18 protein-coding genes and 1 riboswitch are annotated in these 16,644 nt (G+C 70.0%); of the genes, 6 read left to right on the plus strand and 12 right to left on the minus strand.

The genetic code is table 11. The features are described 5' to 3' along the window. Window positions 1–24: 24 nt before the first annotated feature. Together ACWEQQ_RS13480 and ACWEQQ_RS13485 are read right to left on the minus strand one after the other, a co-directional pair. Window positions 25–738, minus strand: coding sequence for an MgtC/SapB family protein (locus ACWEQQ_RS13480; protein WP_452340848.1), 714 nt, complete (start codon window positions 736–738; stop codon window positions 25–27). Window positions 739–939: 201 nt separating this feature from the next. Next, a riboswitch (M-box (ykoK) riboswitch) is annotated at window positions 940–1,115 on the minus strand. Window positions 1,116–1,187: 72 nt separating this feature from the next. Beyond that, the gene (locus ACWEQQ_RS13485; RefSeq protein WP_452348412.1) at window positions 1,188–2,408 is read right to left on the minus strand and encodes an MFS transporter; all 1,221 of its coding nucleotides are present in this window, start codon (window positions 2,406–2,408) and stop codon (window positions 1,188–1,190) included. Window positions 2,409–2,495: 87 nt separating this feature from the next. Between ACWEQQ_RS13485 and ACWEQQ_RS13490 the strand changes: the two genes are divergently transcribed. After that, window positions 2,496–2,837: an ArsR/SmtB family transcription factor gene (locus tag ACWEQQ_RS13490; protein ID WP_452348413.1), complete on the plus strand. Its 342-nt coding sequence runs from the start codon at window positions 2,496–2,498 to the stop codon at window positions 2,835–2,837. Here the strand turns inward: ACWEQQ_RS13490 and ACWEQQ_RS13495 are convergent. Continuing rightward, complete coding sequence (locus ACWEQQ_RS13495; protein ID WP_452348414.1) at window positions 2,834–3,454, minus strand: TetR/AcrR family transcriptional regulator; 621 nt, start codon at window positions 3,452–3,454, stop codon at window positions 2,834–2,836. The genes ACWEQQ_RS13490 and ACWEQQ_RS13495 overlap by 4 nt on opposite strands. A gap of 60 nt (window positions 3,455–3,514) precedes the next feature. On the opposite strand from ACWEQQ_RS13495, the gene ACWEQQ_RS13500 reads away from it, so the two are divergent. After that, on the plus strand, window positions 3,515–4,024 hold the full coding sequence (locus ACWEQQ_RS13500; RefSeq protein ID WP_452348415.1) for an SRPBCC family protein: 510 nt from the start codon (window positions 3,515–3,517) through the stop codon (window positions 4,022–4,024). Window positions 4,025–4,083: 59 nt separating this feature from the next. On the opposite strand, the gene ACWEQQ_RS13505 is transcribed toward ACWEQQ_RS13500, so the two are convergent. Beyond that, entirely contained in the window at window positions 4,084–4,710 is a 627-nt protein-coding gene (locus ACWEQQ_RS13505; protein ID WP_354833038.1) for a TetR/AcrR family transcriptional regulator, read from the minus strand. Between the two features lie 97 nt (window positions 4,711–4,807). Between ACWEQQ_RS13505 and ACWEQQ_RS13510 the strand changes: the two genes are divergently transcribed. Beyond that, window positions 4,808–5,194, plus strand: a complete 387-nt coding sequence (locus ACWEQQ_RS13510; protein WP_452348416.1) for a DUF6221 family protein — start codon at window positions 4,808–4,810, stop codon at window positions 5,192–5,194. Window positions 5,195–5,275: 81 nt separating this feature from the next. Here ACWEQQ_RS13510 and ACWEQQ_RS13515 read toward each other — a convergent pair whose 3' ends face one another. Continuing rightward, complete coding sequence (locus ACWEQQ_RS13515) at window positions 5,276–5,683, minus strand: hypothetical protein (RefSeq protein WP_452340842.1); 408 nt, start codon at window positions 5,681–5,683, stop codon at window positions 5,276–5,278. A gap of 602 nt (window positions 5,684–6,285) precedes the next feature. Between ACWEQQ_RS13515 and ACWEQQ_RS13520 the strand changes: the two genes are divergently transcribed. Beyond that, window positions 6,286–6,726, plus strand: a complete 441-nt coding sequence (locus ACWEQQ_RS13520) for a hypothetical protein (protein ID WP_452340841.1) — start codon at window positions 6,286–6,288, stop codon at window positions 6,724–6,726. Between the two features lie 29 nt (window positions 6,727–6,755). On the opposite strand, the gene ACWEQQ_RS13525 is transcribed toward ACWEQQ_RS13520, so the two are convergent. Together ACWEQQ_RS13525 and ACWEQQ_RS13530 are read right to left on the minus strand one after the other, a co-directional pair. Further along, a complete protein-coding gene (locus tag ACWEQQ_RS13525; RefSeq protein WP_452340840.1) occupies window positions 6,756–7,070 on the minus strand; it encodes a transcriptional regulator in 315 nt (104 codons plus the stop codon). After that, the gene (locus ACWEQQ_RS13530; RefSeq protein ID WP_452348417.1) at window positions 7,067–7,531 is read right to left on the minus strand and encodes a hypothetical protein; all 465 of its coding nucleotides are present in this window, start codon (window positions 7,529–7,531) and stop codon (window positions 7,067–7,069) included. Before ACWEQQ_RS13530 ends, ACWEQQ_RS13525 begins: the two co-directional genes overlap by 4 nt. Window positions 7,532–7,805: 274 nt before the next feature. Between ACWEQQ_RS13530 and ACWEQQ_RS13535 the strand changes: the two genes are divergently transcribed. Continuing rightward, entirely contained in the window at window positions 7,806–9,062 is a 1,257-nt protein-coding gene (locus tag ACWEQQ_RS13535; RefSeq protein WP_452348418.1) for an MFS transporter, read from the plus strand. Here ACWEQQ_RS13535 and ACWEQQ_RS13540 read toward each other — a convergent pair. Together ACWEQQ_RS13540 and ACWEQQ_RS13545 are read right to left on the minus strand one after the other, a co-directional pair. Continuing rightward, a complete protein-coding gene (locus ACWEQQ_RS13540; protein WP_452340837.1) occupies window positions 9,038–10,906 on the minus strand; it encodes a Na+/H+ antiporter in 1,869 nt (622 codons plus the stop codon). The two genes, ACWEQQ_RS13535 and ACWEQQ_RS13540, sit on opposite strands and share 25 nt — an antisense overlap. Window positions 10,907–11,026: 120 nt before the next feature. Next, window positions 11,027–11,392: a hypothetical protein gene (locus tag ACWEQQ_RS13545; RefSeq protein WP_452340836.1), complete on the minus strand. Its 366-nt coding sequence runs from the start codon at window positions 11,390–11,392 to the stop codon at window positions 11,027–11,029. Between the two features lie 23 nt (window positions 11,393–11,415). Here ACWEQQ_RS13545 and ACWEQQ_RS13550 point away from each other — a divergent pair, with 23 nt between their 5' ends. Then, window positions 11,416–12,639 (plus strand): hypothetical protein, encoded by a 1,224-nt coding sequence (locus ACWEQQ_RS13550; RefSeq protein WP_452348419.1) that lies wholly within the window; start codon window positions 11,416–11,418, stop codon window positions 12,637–12,639. Window position 12,640: 1 nt separating this feature from the next. On the opposite strand, the gene ACWEQQ_RS13555 is transcribed toward ACWEQQ_RS13550, so the two are convergent. The 3 genes from ACWEQQ_RS13555 to ACWEQQ_RS13565 are packed head-to-tail and all read right to left on the minus strand — an operon-like array spanning window position 12,641 to window position 16,643. After that, window positions 12,641–13,975 (minus strand): pyridoxal-phosphate dependent enzyme, encoded by a 1,335-nt coding sequence (locus ACWEQQ_RS13555; protein ID WP_452348420.1) that lies wholly within the window; start codon window positions 13,973–13,975, stop codon window positions 12,641–12,643. Next, window positions 13,975–15,396 carry a decarboxylase gene (locus ACWEQQ_RS13560; protein WP_452348421.1) on the minus strand — a complete coding sequence of 474 codons (1,422 nt, stop codon included), beginning with the start codon at window positions 15,394–15,396 and terminating at the stop codon, window positions 13,975–13,977. Before ACWEQQ_RS13560 ends, ACWEQQ_RS13555 begins: the two co-directional genes overlap by 1 nt. Beyond that, window positions 15,393–16,643, minus strand: a complete 1,251-nt coding sequence (locus ACWEQQ_RS13565; protein WP_452348541.1) for a heavy-metal-associated domain-containing protein — start codon at window positions 16,641–16,643, stop codon at window positions 15,393–15,395. The genes ACWEQQ_RS13560 and ACWEQQ_RS13565 overlap by 4 nt, the downstream gene beginning before the upstream one ends. Between the last annotated feature and the right edge of the window lies 1 nt (window position 16,644).

Raw genomic sequence — 16,644 nt, forward strand, 5'->3', positions numbered from 1 at the left:
ACGGATACGACCGCAGCGCGGCGTTCACTCCTCGGCCTCCGCCCGCAGCGGCACCGTGCGCCACCCGACGCTGGTCACCGACGGCTCCAGGCTCAACCGGCTCACCGCGGCCTCCATCTGCCGGTCGTCGCGGCGGTCCCCGGTCAACTCCGCCCGCACCTGCACCCGGCCCGGGGAGGTGTCGTGGCTCGAGATCGACACCAGCCGGAAATCGGTGCGCGTCAGCGACTGCACCAGCAGCGCCCGCACATGCGCCTCGTGCGCGTCGTCGGTGTCGGCGTGGAAGGCGTACAACGCCTCCTGGGCCTCGGCCTCGTCGACACCGGGGCGATCCACCGTGCGCGCCACCGTGCGCAGCGCGGTATTGACCACCACCACCGCCACCGTGCCCGCCACCGCGGTCGAATACATGCCCGCACCCGCGAGCGCACCCACCGCCGCCGCACACCACAGCGTCGCGGCGGTGTTCAGGCCGCGGATATTGAACCCGTCGCGCAGGATCACGCCCGCGCCCAGGAAGCCGATACCCGAAACAATCTGTGCCGCAACACGAGTCGGATCCGCCGAGGCGCCGTTGAAGCCGTGCGCGGACAGCAGCACGAACAAGGTCGCCCCGGCGGCGACCAGCGAATTCGTGCGCAGTCCGGCCATCCGGGCCCGGAACTGACGCTCGAACCCGATCACCGCGCCCAACCCGACACCCGTGCCGAGCCGCAGCAGCATTTCCCACATGGTCATCTCGATCTCCCAGCGGATGACGGCGCACTCCGGACTCGGACGCTACCGGGGTACGGGTAGCGGCCGGGAGATTGCGGGAGTGACACCGAGTGAACGATTGGCTAACGGAACTCGATCCGGTCCATCGGGCACGACCACCACCTCCTCGACGCCACACGCACGCATGCCAGGGGAGTGGGACCGGCGCGACATCGCCGGTACGGGTACCACCCCTCGTAAGACCTTCAGCACTCCACGGCGTGAACCCGCCACGGGCGGCGGGAGCCGGTCGGGGCATCCCCTTAGCTCGGGGAAACCTGTCCTGATCCGGGGCGTCTCTCGACGTTCGGGATCGCCGGCCTGTATCCGTGAAGGAGCCTCAGCTAACGACGGCACCTTGCGACCAGAAGTAAACACCGGCCCGCCGCGATCGGCAACCCGACGTGAGCGCCGTCGCATTCGCGCACCCGCTAGCGTCGCGCCTCGACCGCGACCCGCGCCACCAGCCGCACCACACACAGCACCGCCACCACCGCCGAGAAGATCTGCACCGCAGCCAGCAAACCGGTCGCGCCCGCCAGCAGGCCGACGCCGATGACCGGGCCGCCGCTGCCGCAATAGGCCATCACGAAATAGGTCGACAGCACATCGGCGTGCCGATCGGCCGGCGCGGCCGCATTGATCGCGGTCAATCCCGACAGGAACACCAGGCCGTGACCGGCCCCGGCCAGCACTGTCGCGAACAACAGCAACGGCAGCGAGGAGACCGCCCCCGCGATCGCCAGCAGTACCAGGCCCACCGCCAGCAGCGGGAACCCCGTGAAGTCCAGAGCCCGTTCGGATTTGCCGTAACCCACCAGCTGCGCCACCGCCCACGCCGCGGGCAGCAGCGCGGCCGCCGCGCCGCCGACCACCAGATTCGCACTGCCCGACAGGGTCGCGGCATAGGTCGGGATCAGTGTGAGGAAGACGCCGACCACCGCGAAACCCAGGAACGCGCCCGTGCCCGCGGCCGCGAAGACCGCACCCATCCCGGCCGGGATACTCGGCCGCCGCGGCCGCCACCGGGTGATGGTCGCGGTCTCCGGCAGCGCCGCCACCGCCACCGCGGCCGGGATCAGCAGCGCCAGCTCCACCACGAACGGCGTCACGTAGGGGGCTGGAAGATATTGCGCCAGAACAGCTCCCAGTACCGGGCCCAGGCCCATGCCGCCGGCCGAAGCCACCGCCGACACCAGGGCCGCGCGGCGGCGGTCACCGTGCGGTTCCAGCTCGGTCAGCGCGGCGGTGAGCGCACCCGAGGCCGCCCCGACCGCCAGCCCCTGCAGGATGCGGGCCGCGAACAACCAGACCACCGCGCCGGCCAGCGCGAAACCCAGCGTGCCCAGCGCCGCCAGCGCCAGCGCGGGCAGCAGAATCCGGCGCCGCCCCAGTGCATCCGAGGCAGGGCCGGCGATCAGCAGCGCGGGAATCAGCACCCCCATGTAGACCGCGAACACCAGCGTCATCACCAGCGGTGAGAACCCGAACCGATGCGCGTAGCCGTGATACAGCGGTGTGGCCACATTCGTGCCGGTCAACAGGATCAGCAGCGTGTAGGCGGTGCCCCAGAACCGTGCACCGCTCCCCGGCGGTGAATCCTGCGGGGCGGCCGCGTCTTCGGGGGCTGCGGTGGATTGCTCGACGGTCATGACGTCCTCCCGGCACAGGCATGTTCGACAATTCCGAACATAACAGGATGTTCGGATTTTGTGAACATGTGGACTAGCCTGGACGCCATGGCAAGCCGAACCGCGACCGAACTGGTTCACCCCGCCCGCGACGAACTGCGGTTCACCACCGTGCTGGCCGCCCTCGCCGACCCCGTCCGGCTCACCATCGTCACCCGCCTGGCCGCCGCCGAGAACGGCGAACTGGCCTGCACCACCTTCGACCTGCCGATCAGCAAATCCACCCAGAGCGGGCACTTCAGAACCCTGCGCGAAGCCGGCGTCATCCGCCAGCGCGACGAGGGCACCCGCCGCCTCAACCGCCTGCGCACCGAGGACCTCGAGGCCCGCTTCCCCGGGCTGCTCGACCTGGTCCTCACCCACGGCCGTGGTGCGGCCCTGAGCGTCTAGCCCGAGTCTCGCGGCGACTCCGCGCTGCCCGGCGCCGGTGCGTGCCCGGTCGGACCCGGGGTGGTCAGCACCCGCCAGATCTCGTCGACGTAGGACTCCCAGGCCTCCTGGTCGGCCGGTAGCGTGCCGCGCATCGTCCGCCACAGCTGACCTGTGCCCAGATACGCCGAATACGCCAGTGCCGCACGATGTTTCGCCACCGGGTCGGCGAAACCGAGCCGGGTGAACAGTTCGGCCAGATACGCGATGCGCCGCACAGTGACCCGGGTGAGCACCGGCTCCACCAGCGGATCCGTCGCCCCGGCCAGCAGTACCGCGAGCTTCTCCTGCGGATGCGCCAGCGCCGCGCCCAATAGCGTCCGGAGCCCGACCGCCGGATCGGGTTCGGCCGACACCAGCGCGATCACCGCATCGGTCTCCTCGTGCTCCCAGCGCTGCAGGGCCGCCGCCAGCAACTCGTCCCGATTCGCGAAATGCCAGTAGGCGCTGCCCTTGGTCGCGCCCAGCCGCGCGGCCAGGGGTTCGATGGCGACCGCGCCCACGCCACCCTCGCCGAGCGCCGCCAGCGCGGCCGCGACCCAATCGTCACGGCTGAGCCGTCGCCTCTTCTCCGCCATAGCTCCGTACGGTACCGTATGGAATCGGAACATACGGTACCGTACGGAACGGGTGAGTCGATGATCTGGAACATTCACCAGCGAGAACTGCCGGTGTCGGCGCAGCGGGCCGGTGCCCTGCTCGATGCGGTGGCCGAGCCGGGCAATCCGCTCTGGCCGGGCGAGCACTGGCCGACCCTGATCCTGGACCGGCCGCTGCAGGTCGGCGCGGACGGCGGGCACGGCAGCATCCGCTACGTCTGCACCGCGTACGAACCCGGCCGCGCCGTCGAGTTCACCTTCGCGCCGACCATGCCCTTCGCCGGCACGCACACCTTCGAGATCATCGATCGCGGTGAACGGGGTTGCGTGCTGAGGCATCTCGTCGTCGCGCGGGCCCGCACGCCGCGGGGCCGGCTGCTGTGGAGCCTCGCCATCCGCTGGCTGCACGACGCGGTGCTCGAGGAACTGCTCGATCGCGCCGCGACGGAAATGGGGCACCCGCCCGCCGAACCGGCCCGATGGTCCCCCTGGGTGCGCATACTGCGCCGATCACTCGACCGCGTCCACGCCGCGGTACCGGCCGCCTGATCGGCCGGAACCGAACCCGCTGCGCCGCAAGCGGATCCGGGCGGGGCCAACCGCCCGGGTCAGCCGCGATACACGCCGCGATAGGCGTCGATGGTCTCCACCAGATGGTCGACGATCTGCTCGCGCGTGGCGCGTAGCGTGCCATTGAGCCACGCCGAGAACATGCCCGCATTGCCGCTGGCCATGGTGACCGCCGCCAGCCGGCGCCGCACCGGATCCTCGATATGGGCGAACAGGTGATCCTGGATCAACCGGGTGAACGCGGGCATCACCGCGATCGTCGTCTGCCCCAGCCCGGTCGAGGAATACGGCTCCACCAGAAACAGCCGCGACTTGCGCGGATCCTCGAGCACCTTCGCCACCAGCGTCTCCGACAGCGCGCGATCCCGGTCCGGATCGTCGGCGACCGCGAAGGCCGTCATCGGATCCAGGAACTCCTCGGCGATCTGGCGATAGAGCACATCGAGCAGTTCGTCTCGGCTGGCGAAGGATTCGTAGAAGTAGCGGTCGGTCAGGTTGGCGCGCCGGCACACCGCGCGCATGGTCACCGCGCCCGCCCCGGACTCGCCGATCAGATCCAGTGCGGCCTCGAGCAACGCGGCCCGGCGCGCCTCACGGCGTTCGGTGAGGGTCGTCCCACCCCAGATACGGGGCTCGGCGTCGGAGGGAGGCTGCTCGGTGTGCACCGGGTCAAGAGTAGTGCCCGGTGCCGGGCGGTATCGCACACCCGGCACCGGCGGGCGGATTCGCGGCGATGCCGGCGGTGCCGACTACCGTGGGTGGATGGATATCAGCGCGTTCATCGCGGGCCGCCTCGACAAGCAGCAGGAAGCCGCCGAATTCGCTCTGAAACTCGAGCACGACTTCCAGGACACCGGCCGCGAGATCAAATACGAATGGGTGCGTCACGTGCGCCGCCGCGGCAGCCGCACCGCCCCCTCGTCGGTGTTCCTGCCCGGCGCACCGACACCGAAGGAACTGTTGCGCCACCAGGCGGCGCTGCGGCTGATCCTCGGTCAGCACACCCCCGACACGGGCGGCCATTGCTCGGTGTGCCGGCAGCCCGACTCCCGTGGCGGCCAGGAACCGGCGGCGTGGCCGTGCCCGACCGTCCGCGCGGTGGCCGGCATCTGGTCCGATCACCGCGACTACCCGCTCCCGCGTGATTGATCGGCGCACCGGGCCGAATCCATTGGCCCGGTGCCGGATGCCATCGCACGCCCGGCACCGGACCGCCGGGTACTCGCGCCGCTAGCCGGTGACCACGCAGGCGCTGCCGAGGTTGATGCCGGTCTTGACCGTCACCAGCGCCCACTGCGAGCCGTTGTAGGTCCAGGCCTGGATGTAGTGCACCCCGGTCGAGGTCGGCGTCCAGCTGGAGGTGCCGGTGCCGCCGCTGCCGAGGCTGAACTGCTGCTGACCGAAGGTGGCGGTGTTGCTGTCGTAGAGCCAGACGTATTCGTACGGGCTGCCGTTCACGGTGACCGTGTACGAGCAGTTGGTGCCGTAGCCACCGCCGCCGAGACCGATGCTCGACCCGCTGGACACGCTGACGCTGGTGACATACGCCGACGCCTGCGGTGCGGCGAGAACGAGCGCCGCGGCTGCGGCGGCGAAGGTGGTGAATGCGGTGAGGGCCGACTTCCGTGACCGGATCATCGTCGATCATCTCCCCAGATATACGGAGGAATGGGATCTTTCGCGCCAATGGCGCATTCCACCAGTGTCGGCGGTCAGGACCCCCGGCACGCGCGTATCGGACGACTCGTTCCGGACCATTCGGGTGGTCGTGGCGGCCTCATGATCAGCGGTTATCGTCCAGCTGCATCCGATCGGCCCGAAAAGTCCGATGCCCCTAACGATCCCCTAATTCTCGCGCTCGCCGAGCAATGCAGCTACCGCGTCGCTACCGTTCTTGTTGTCCGAATCGTGCCCAGGCGGACACGCGCAGACGCCCACGGCACCGGATGTCCGCGAGTCTCTTCCCCGAGGCTCGCACCCGCGTCCCCGCATCTGGCGGCGCCGCGAATACGGCGGCGCCGAGGCCACCCCCCGATCCCGGCCTCGGCGCCGCCGCACCGCAATTAGAAGCCGCGGCACCTCCCCGGCGCAGCGACTGTGATCGACCACGATTCCGCCGCAAAACCATCGGAAACCGGCCGCTGCTGCAATGATCGACCCGGATTTGTCTTCAGTTCGGGTCGGCACCGCGAATCAACCTGTGCCCGTGGACTGTTCGAGGTGCAGAAGGATCGACCTGTATGACCGCAACCCGGTACGCCAGCAAACCCGTCGTCGCCGAGGTCCCCGAGCCTTCCAGCTGGGGCCGGCATCTGGGAATCAACGAGGACGTCGCCGACGGTCTCGACGCCGGGCAACTCGGCGCACTGATCTTCGTCCGGAAGCTGGTGCGCTGCTGGTACATCGCCAATGTGCTGCTGGCACTGTCGATCTGGGCCGCGATCACGCTGTATGCCCGCCTCTACGGGCAGGCCACCTTCGGTGACTGCGCCGCGGTCAGCGGATTCACCAGCCGCTGCGATCCCGGCTGGCAGTCGCTGATCATGGGGCTGGTCAGCGGATTCGTGGTCGCGACGGCGGTATTCGTGCTGACCTCGCTGCCCTGCTTCATGATCGGCTACGCCATCCGCTGGTCGGCGCGCGCCATGGCCGACCGCAACGAATGGCGAATCACCGACTGACCGCGCACACCTCGCCCGGCCGATAGCGCCTAGCCGGCGGGAGTCTGCGGTGGCGTCGCCGCGGCGACGATCTCCCGCAGCGCCGCGATGTGCCCGTCGAAGGCGTCGCGCCCGGCGCGGGTCAGGCGGGCCCGAACCCTGCGGCGGCTGCCCTCGAGACGGCGTTCGGTCGCGACATACCCGGCGTCCTCGAGTGTCGCCAGCTGCTTCGACAACGCCGAATCCGACAGATTCAGCCGCTCCTTGAGGAAGGCGAACTCCGCCCAATCCGCGGCGGCCAAGGTCGCGACCAGATTCAATCGCGTACTGGGATGGATCAATTCGTCGAAGCGGGCCACGCTCATACGCGCACCCAGCGACGGCCCACCCGCAGCAGCTCCGGCCCGCCGAACCCGATGACAGCCGCGATCAGCACCGCCGACCAGGTCCGCGGATGCCCGGCCCCGTCGGCATCCAGCAGCAGGGCCGCCACCACGGTCAGCGCGACCAGCACCAGCAGCATGGTGATCACGACCAGCGGTGTGCGCCGCCCGGCGACCTCCGCGCTGACCTGAACCCGGCCGGTGCGATGGCGCCCGTCCAGCAATCGCGACGCCAGCGCCGAATGCCCCGCGCCGAACACCAGCGTCGCGACCGCCGCCAGCCAGCCCGGCCCGACATCCCCGATCACCCCCAAAACCACCCAGCCGCAACCCATTCCCCACCAGTACCCCCGCGGCAGCCCGACCTCCTCGGCCATCTGCCGCCGCGCCCGTCCCGCCGCATCCAGTGCCGCCCGGGCCTGATCCGGAGTAATGCCGTCCATGTCGGCCCCTCACTTTCCTACTCGGAAAGTAAGCGTCCACTTTCCTGATGGGAAAGTCAAGGCGGCCGGTAGCCGACAGGGCATTCCGGGTCCGGTGCCGCGAAGAGCGTTGCGCACGAAGACGATCGACCGCCACCCTTCTGGGGCGGTCACCGCCGCGCCACCGCTCTGGCCGAATGTTGCACGTTCCGCCCGATGCGCCGACCATCCATGTCGCAACGACCCGCTCGCGACCACCCGGGCGGAGGGCGGCCGGCAGGGGAGACTGTCGGTCATGGCGGATGGGATCGAGTGGGGGCCGGCGGATCGAGCGGCCGGGGTGAATCGGTTGTCGCCGCTGCGGTTCGTGATGGCGTTCGGCGTGGTGAGCATGCTCGCCGACGTCGTCTACGAGGGCGCGCGGTCGATCACCGGCCCGTATCTGGGCACCCTGGGCGCCTCGGCGGCACTGGTCGGCTTCGTCACCGGGGCCGGGGAGGCGGTCGCGCTGGTGTTCCGCCTCGTGACCGGCCCGTTGTCCGACCGCACCGGCCGGCACTGGGCATTGTCGATCGCCGGGTACGCGCTGACAGTGGTGTCGGTGCCGCTGCTGGCGCTGGCGACCTGGCTGTGGCCCGCCGCGGGGCTGGTGGTCGTCGAACGGTTCGGCAAGGCCGTGCGCGCCCCGGCACGCGACACCATGCTCGCCCAGGCCGCCGGCTCGGGCATCGGGCGCGGAAGGGCGTTCGCGGTGCACGAGGCACTCGACCAATCCGGGGCGCTGCTGGGACCGCTGCTGGTCGCGGGCATGATCGCGCTCTCCGGCTTCCGGCTCGGATTCGCGGTACTCGCCATTCCCGGCGCGTTGGCGTTGCTCACCCTGGCCTGGCTGCGGCGCGCGGTGCCCCGGCCGGTGGCCTACGAAACCGAACATCACGACGCCGGGACCACCGTGCGAGCCGATGGCCGGCTACCGGGCCGATTCTGGCTCTACGCGGCGTTCACCGCGACCTCGATGGCCGGGTTCGCCACGTTCGGGGTGCTGTCGTTCCACCTGCAGGCCGGTCACGTGCTTCCCGACAGCTTGATCCCGGTCACCTACGCCGCCGCCATGGGTGCGGCGGCACTGGCCGCACTCGCCTCGGGACACCTCTACGACCGGATCGGGTTGCGGGGGCTGGTGATTGCGCTGCCGCTGTCGGCGGTGGTGCCGCTGCTGTCGTTCTCGACCCATGCCGGCCCGGTGTGGGCGGGAGCGATCGTGTGGGGCGCGGCGATGGGCATCCACGAATCCACCCTGCGTGCCGCGGTCGCCGACATGGTCCCCGCCGCGCGCCGCGGCACCGGATACGGCGTGTTCACCGCCGTCTACGGTCTGGCCTGGCTGGCCGGCTCCACCCTGATCGGTGTGCTCTACGGTCATTCGGTGACCGCGGTCGTCGTGTTCACCCTCGCCACACAGGCGATCGCACTGATGTTGTTCGTGCCCTTGGCCTTCGGCCGCCCATCCCGCCGTCGACCTCGCCGTCAGCCCAGCAGTTCGTCCAGGTAGCACCAGCGCCAGGATTCACCGGGCTCGACGCTGCGCATGACCGGGTGACCGGTGTTGTCGAAGTGCTTGGTGGCGTGATTGCCGGGTGAGGAGTCGCAGCAGGCGACATGGCCGCAGTCCAGGCACATGCGCAGGTGGACCCAGACCAGGCCCTCGTCGAGGCATTCGCCGCAGGCGTCGGGGGTGTCGGGAGTGCGGACGCAGGGGGCCTCGCGCAGGTGCTCGCAGGCGCCGGCGGTGACGGGGGAGCTCAGGGGGGTGCCGTCGTCCTCGTCGGCCTCGGCGACCCGGTCGATGGTGGACTCCTCGATGTCGAGGGTGGCCATGACCGCCTGCAGGACCTCCTGATCGACCTGGCCCGAATCACGGATGCGCAGCACGGTTTCGCGTTCGGCGGCCAGCATGGCCAGGCGCAGGCGCCGGTACTCGCCGCTGGGGGTGACACGCTGGGATTCGGAGCGGCCCAGCAACTCCCACGCCGCCTGGGCGCGCACCACGACGCGGTTGCGCAGGGCGTCGACCACGTCCGGCGGGGTCTCGGGGGCGATGTTCTCCTCGAGCGCCTTCAATCCCGCGACGGTGGCCTGTTGCAGCAGATTCGCTTCCTGCAGGAGGTCTTCGGCCTGGCTGGGACCGCGCAACCGCAGCAGCCGCACCAGCCACGGCAGCGACAGGCCTTGCAGCAGCAGCGTTCCGCCCACCACCACGACCGCCAGCAGCCGCAGCGTCGCCAGCTCCGGGGTATCGCCGGGCAGCAGCAGCGCCGCGGCCAGCGTCACCACCCCGCGCATGCCCGCCCACGCCACCACCGCCTGACCGGTCCACTCCGGCTTGGGTTTGCCCTGCCGCCGCCCTTCGACGCGCCAGGCCGCGTAGGTCGCCGGGAACACCCACACCGGGCGCACCACGATCACCGTCACCAGCACCGCCGCGCAGGTCCACAGCAGCGTCGAATGCGACAGCCCGCTGTGCCAGGCATCCTCGACCAGATGCCGCACCTGCAGGCCGATCAGCAGGAAAACCGCGCTCTCGAGCAGGAATTGGATGGTGCGCCAGTTGGTGTGCTCGGCGATGCGCGAGGCCGCGCTCTGCCACTGCGGGGCGCCGTGACCCAGGATCAGGCCACAGGTCACCACCGCGATCACACCCGAGGCATGCACCCCTTCGGCGGGCAGGTACGCGATCCACGGCGCCAGCAGCGACACGCTCGTGTCCAGCACCGGATCGCTGATGCGCCGGCGCAGGAACGCCAGCACCATCGCCGCCACCCCGCCGATGAGCGCGCCGCCACCGGCCGCGCCGACGAAACTCGCCCCCGCCTGCCACATCGTCACGCTGCCGGCCATGGCGGCCACCGCGGTGCGCAGGGTCACCAGCGCGGTCGCGTCGTTGAACAGCGACTCACCCTCGAGCAGTGTCACGATCCGGCGCGGCATCCCGACCCGGCGGGCCACCGCCGTGGCCGCCACCGCATCGGGCGGGGCCACGATCGCGCCGATCGCCACCGCCGCCGAGAACGGCACCGGCAGCAGCCAATACACCACCCCGCCCACCGCGAACGCGGTGAACAGCACCAATCCCACCGACAGCAGGGTGATCGTGGTCTTCTTCGGCCGGAAGTCCACCAGCGACGTGCGGATCGCCGTCGTGTACAGCAGCGGCGGCAGCAACCCCAGCAACACCAGCTCGGGTGCGACATCGAACTCCGGCACCAGCGGCAGATACGAGCCGATCACCCCGGCGACGGTGAGCACGAACGGCTCACCCAGCCCCAGCCGGCGCGCACCGGCGGCCAATGCGACCGCCACCGACACCAGCAATACGAGTCCGAACGCCCACTCCACGAGATCATCGTGCCAGTCGCCATCACCGATTCCGGCATCGGCTCGCCACCAGCGAACAACCCCGCCCGCCATGGGCCTGCCCGGACCCGGCCGGATTCACTCCGCCGCGGGCGACCGGAGCTACGGCGCGTGCCCGGACCGCGACCGGGTGATCGCGAAAACCCCGAACCGGGCGGCCAGCGCCACCAGCCACAGCACCACACCGACCAGGTTGAACACCGTCCCGGCATCGGTATAGGCACCGATCAGGATGGAGACGACACCCGCCGAGAAACAGACGACGGTGGCGGCATGACAGACGGTCAGAGTGATGCGCAGGTCGGTGTCCGGACCGGCAGCTGGCTCGATGCTGATGGTGAAACTCCTGGCAACGCTGGTGAATTCGACCCCCGGCACCTTAGCGCCCCGCACGCCGAAGTGCAGATTCCACGAGTTCACCGACTTCGCACCGGCACGCGCCCCGATCCCGGTTACCCTGTTGCTCAACACGATTCGCGGGCGGGGGACCGATGCACGTGGACATCGATCACTGCTGGCCACTGGCGGCCGCCTTCGAGGCGGCACTGCTGGGCGGCTGGCTCGTCGTCGTCGCACGCATCGCGCGGCCCGGGGAACACGCAGGGCCACACCGAGAACCCACCGGGGCACGCGGAGAAGGCGCTGAGCCACGCGGAGATTGGGCGCCGGTGCTCACCCTGCTGCTGTGGGCCACGCTCATCCCGGAGATCCTGCCGGTCCCCAGCGCCAACCTGGTCACCAAGCTCCCCGGATTCATGCTGATGTACGGCGGCGCCGCGGTACTGGCGCGCGCAGCGGTGCGCACCCGCGGCCTGGGCTGGCCCGCCCTGCTGTGCCTCGCGACGGCCTGGTCGCTGCTCGAGGAGTTCGTGCTCTGCCAGACCTCCATCCATCACGTCTACTGGCCACTCACCTACGGCGGCAGCCCGTTCGGCGTCAACGCGATGTTCCTGCTGTGGGCGTTCAGCGTGGAAGCGGTCGGCGGATTCCTGGTGGCCACCCAGCTGACCGAGCTGATGTTCCCCGATCGGCGGACCGAACCCTGGCTGAGCCGGCCCGCGGCGTGGACCGGCGGCATCGTCTGGCTCATCGGTCTGCCCATCACCTGGTACGGCTGCGCGTATTTCCTCGAACGCGGCGTGCTCGGCCGCCACATCACGCCGCCGCTGCCGCTGGTGGCGATTCCGGCCGTGCTCGCCCTCGCACTGGTCGCCGCCGCCCTCACCCGCCCGCGTGCGGGCCGGGTGCGGAACGTCCGGCGCTACGCGCCGCCACCGTGGTCGGCAGGTGTGGTCGCCGCGGTGCTCGCGACACTGTGGCTCTCGACCCACATCCTGATTCTGGGCGGCGGCCCGGCGATCCTGTTCGGTCACCCGATCCCCGGGCTGCGCGAAATCCCGGCCTGGGCAATGTATCTCGCCGTCTTCGTCGTGGCGGTCACCGCCGTGACGTTGCTGCAGCGCTGGTCCGCAGCCCCGCAATGGACCGATATGCACCGATTCGCGGTGTGCGCGGGTGTGCTGGCCGCGGCCATGATCCAAGCCTGCGACGCGCTCGCGGGCACCGAACCGAAACCCGGTCGGTCGACCGTGGGCGACTGGGCCGTGCAGCTCGAGGTCAACGCCCTCGTCATCGCCGTCCTGGTCGCCCTCGGGCTGCGACTACGGCGCCCGCCCGCGCCCGTCGGGGCCGCCCGAGAAGCGGCTGCCCCGTAGCTCATTCGGGTCGCGGCGCGGATTCCATGGGTTTGCCCGCATCCCGCCAGGCGGTGATGCCGCCCGCGAGGCTGTGCGCGTCGTACCCGGCGCGGCGGGCCAGGGCCGCGAAGCGCAGCGACACCTCACCGACCGGGCAGACGAAAACCACGGGGCGCGAACGCGAGAACGGGATGCCCTGGGTGAGCATGTCGTCGAGGTGGTCGTCGCGGATGTTCATCGCGCCCGGCACATGTGCGATCCGGTAGGCCATCGCGCCCCGGGTATCGACGATGGTCGGGCGGGCCGTGCGGTCGAGCTGCTCGAGCTCGTCGGGGGACAGCACCGGGGTGGCCGACAATTCGGCCGCGGTCGGCGCCGGCGCGCGCCCGGGTTTGCCGAACAGTTCCGGGCGGCGTTTGCGGATGTAGGACAGATACGGTTCCAGGCGGTCGCAGACGATGACCACCGCGACGAGCGGATCGGCCTGGGCGGCGGGCTGTTCCAGGGTCCCGAGGAACTCCAGGGCCGCGGCATAGGTCGCGCCGCTGGTGGGTCCGGCGAGCACACCGTGCCCCGTGGCCAGTTCGAGCGTCGCGTCGACCGCGCGCCCGGCCTCGACCGCCATGATGCGGTCGTAGAAATCGGGCTGGAACAGGCCCACATCCCACATCTCGGTCTCCGAGCGGATACCGGGAATGAAATCGGAGCGCTCCGACACCACCGCGATGGTCTTCAACTCCGGATTGTGTTTGCGCAGAAACGTCGCCGTGCCGCGCGTCGACCCGGTGGTGCCCAGCCCGCCGACCAGATAGTCGACCCGGGTGATGCCGTCACGCGCCAGATCCTCGTGGATCTCGCGCCCGGTCCCGTGATGGTGCGCCTCGATGTTCTTCTCGCTGGTGTACTGCGACGGGTGATACCAGCCCCCGGGCGTACGCGCCATGGTCGATTCGATGACCGAGTACACGTCATTGGGCGCGGTCGGATCCGGGCACTCCGACAATCCGGGCAGCTCCTCGATGTCGGTGCCCAGCAACTGCAACAGCTCCCGCACCTCGGCGACCCTGATCCGATTGGTCACCGCCCGCAACCCGATCCCGTGCATGGCCGCCAGAATGCGCAGCGCCTTGGCGGTATTGCCGCTCGAGGCCTCGATCAACGTCTTCTTCTGCGCGACGATGTCGTCCAGGTCGTCGCGGATCATGCCCCACGCCACCCGGTCCTTCACCGACCCGAACGGGTTGTAGAACTCCAGTTTCGCGTACAGCTCCACGTGCGCGAGCCCGTGCACGGCCGGATCCAGCCGCAGCAGTGGGGTATTGCCGATCAGCTCGGTGATGTGGTCATAGCGCATCAGTGCACCTCGTGCCAGTCGACGTCGCGGCCCACCGAAAACGTCCCGGACCGCTGTACCACCGCCAGTTTCGGCGGCACCGGATGCATGGATGCACGCGCTGCCGACAAATCCATATGGTAGGCAGCGGTATTGGGGAAGATCACGAAGTCCCCGGGAGCGGGCAGCCGCGGCAGCCACACTTTGTGATTGGTGATCAGATCCCGCTCCAGGCACAAACGCCCGGCCAGGAACACCCCCGCCGCACCGGAATGCGCGTCGGGGAAATCGCGGGCGGGGACCAGGATCGGGTCCACCATCACCTCCTGATCGGCCGGGGTGACGGTGTCGCGGCTCAGATCCAGATTCACCAGCGTACTGCCGTCCGCGGTCTCCTTCACGAATTCCACCCGCGCCACCGTGATTCCGGCGTGATCGACCAGCGCCTTGCCCGGCTCCAGCCAGATCTCGATCGAGTTCTCCCCAGCCACCTGTGCAAAAGTGCGGCCCCCGTGCGATTCCAGCCCCGTATCCAGCAGGTCTGCCAGCATCCGGTCGGCACTCACAATGTTGGCGTATTTGTGAAAAACCGGTGTCCCGTGCACCGCGCCGTCCTCGAGCTGGAACCCGAAGGTGTTGCCGCCCCACGTCATCGGCTCACCACGCCCCACCAGCGATTCCCGCAACGCGTGCACATACGCATCGAACGCATCCGCGTCCGCGGTGAACACCTGCCGGAACCCGCCCCCGATATTCAGCACCGACGGCGCGAGCCCGTACCCGTACGCGCGCTCGGTCAACGCCAGGCAGCTCTCCACCGCCCGCACCCGCTCGGCCGGCTCTCCAGAATCCAGGTGAAAGGCGAACCCGCGGAACTCGATCCGCTCCCGCTGCGCCGCCAGCAGCGCCAGCACGGCATCGACGCGATGCAGCGGCACCCCGAACCGGCTGACCGGCGTCCCCGCGAACCCGCACACCCGCACCAGTACCGGCACCCGCGCCGGCGCCAGCGCCGCAATGCGTTCCAGCTCCCACGCGTTGTCCACGTTGATCGTCACCCCGCTGCCCACCAGCTCCCGCACGAACCCCTCACCCTTGGGTCCGGTCACCTCGATCCGCTCGGGGTCGAACCCCGCCTTCAGCGCACTCTCGAGCTCCGCCGCCGAGGCCACATCGATCCCGGCGGCCGCCGCCCGCGCCGCCCCCACGAATGTCCGCGACTGATTCACCTTGTGCGCGTAGCAGATCCGGAAACCCGGCACCCGGGCGGCCAGCTCCGCGCGCAGCCGCTCCAGGTTCTCCGCGAACACCTCCGGAAACACCAGATGCGCGGGCGACCCGAACTCGGCCACCGCGTCGGCCACCGCGTGCGGCGCGGCCACGAACTCCCGCACCAGCGCATGCATCTTCGCCGGCAGTCCCGGCGATGCGGCAGCCGTCATACCGCGGATTCGGTGGTCGCGGGTGTGACCGCGGTCGGGTTGTAGCCGCTGTCGCGCAAGGCCTCGAACACGCGATGGCGGTTGCGGGGGCTGCGGAACTCCGCGACCACCCGCTTGCTGTTCAGGTCGATGTCCTGCACGCCCACGCTCATCGACTCCAGCACCCCGGTGATGGTGCGGATGCAGTGCTTGCAGGTCATGTCGGGCACATAGAACACCTGGTCCTCGGCGGCGAGTTCCGCGGTGTCCGAACCGGTGTCGGCCGCCACCTCGGCGACGGTGACCCGGTCCACGATGCGGGTGAACACATCGGTGAACGTGTCGATCACCACCGGCAGAATGCTGTAGTGCTCCCCGTCGAGCTGATGCGGCATGGCCGCCAGGCACGCCGGGCGCGTTCCGGGCGGCAGCAGCGCGTACTGGCGCGAGATCAGGTCCAGCTCGTCGTGGTATTTCGTGATGGCCTCGGCCACGCTCAATCCCTCGGTGTGGGTGGCGCGGCGCATGACCCGGTGCGCGTCCTCGATGGTCATGTCCTTCATCGCGCGCAGCGTCGCCACCGTCTCGGCCGAATACCGTACGGTCCCATCGGGTTGGGTGGTCAGCGTCACCGCGATCATGCCGCGCCGGTAGCTCGAGGCCTGCAGCTCCCAGTACCAGCGGGTCGCCACCGCGCCGTAGATCCCCGAATCCCGCATGCCGACCGCGAATTCGGTCGGCGTCCGATACGGCGTCCACCGCGCCAGCAGCGCGTGCTGGGCCAGCGCTCGCCCCGCCGCCTCGATGCCCACCCGGAAGATCTCGAGCGGCTCATGGTCGGTGGTGGTGCCCTCGAGTACCGCCTCGTCGCGCGGCGTCAGCTCCGAGATGCGCCGGGCCAGTGCGGTATCGGCCTGCAGCGCGTGCCACAGCGTCAATACCGTCTCGCGCATGGCGATGGGCACGATCGCGCCCAGACCGCCCACCCGGTAATGCCCGGTATTGGGGATCCCGTCGCTGTCGGTCCAGGCGATGCGATGGGTCGCACTGGTCACCTGGGCGGCGCGGCACGGGCGCATGAACCGTTCCAGGTACAGCCGCTGCGACAGCGTCAGGTGTGAGCCCGGTTCCGATTGCAGTGCCGCGCAGGTGTATTCGACGCGCCGCGGCGGCGGCAGCACCGGGGGCGCGCCCAGGCCGGGCCGGGCCAGCGCGGCCAGCACCCGGGAGGCGGCACGCCGGTCGTAGCGGGGTTCGGGGCCGGACATG

It is taken from the genome of Nocardia sp. NPDC004123, from assembly GCF_053603795.1.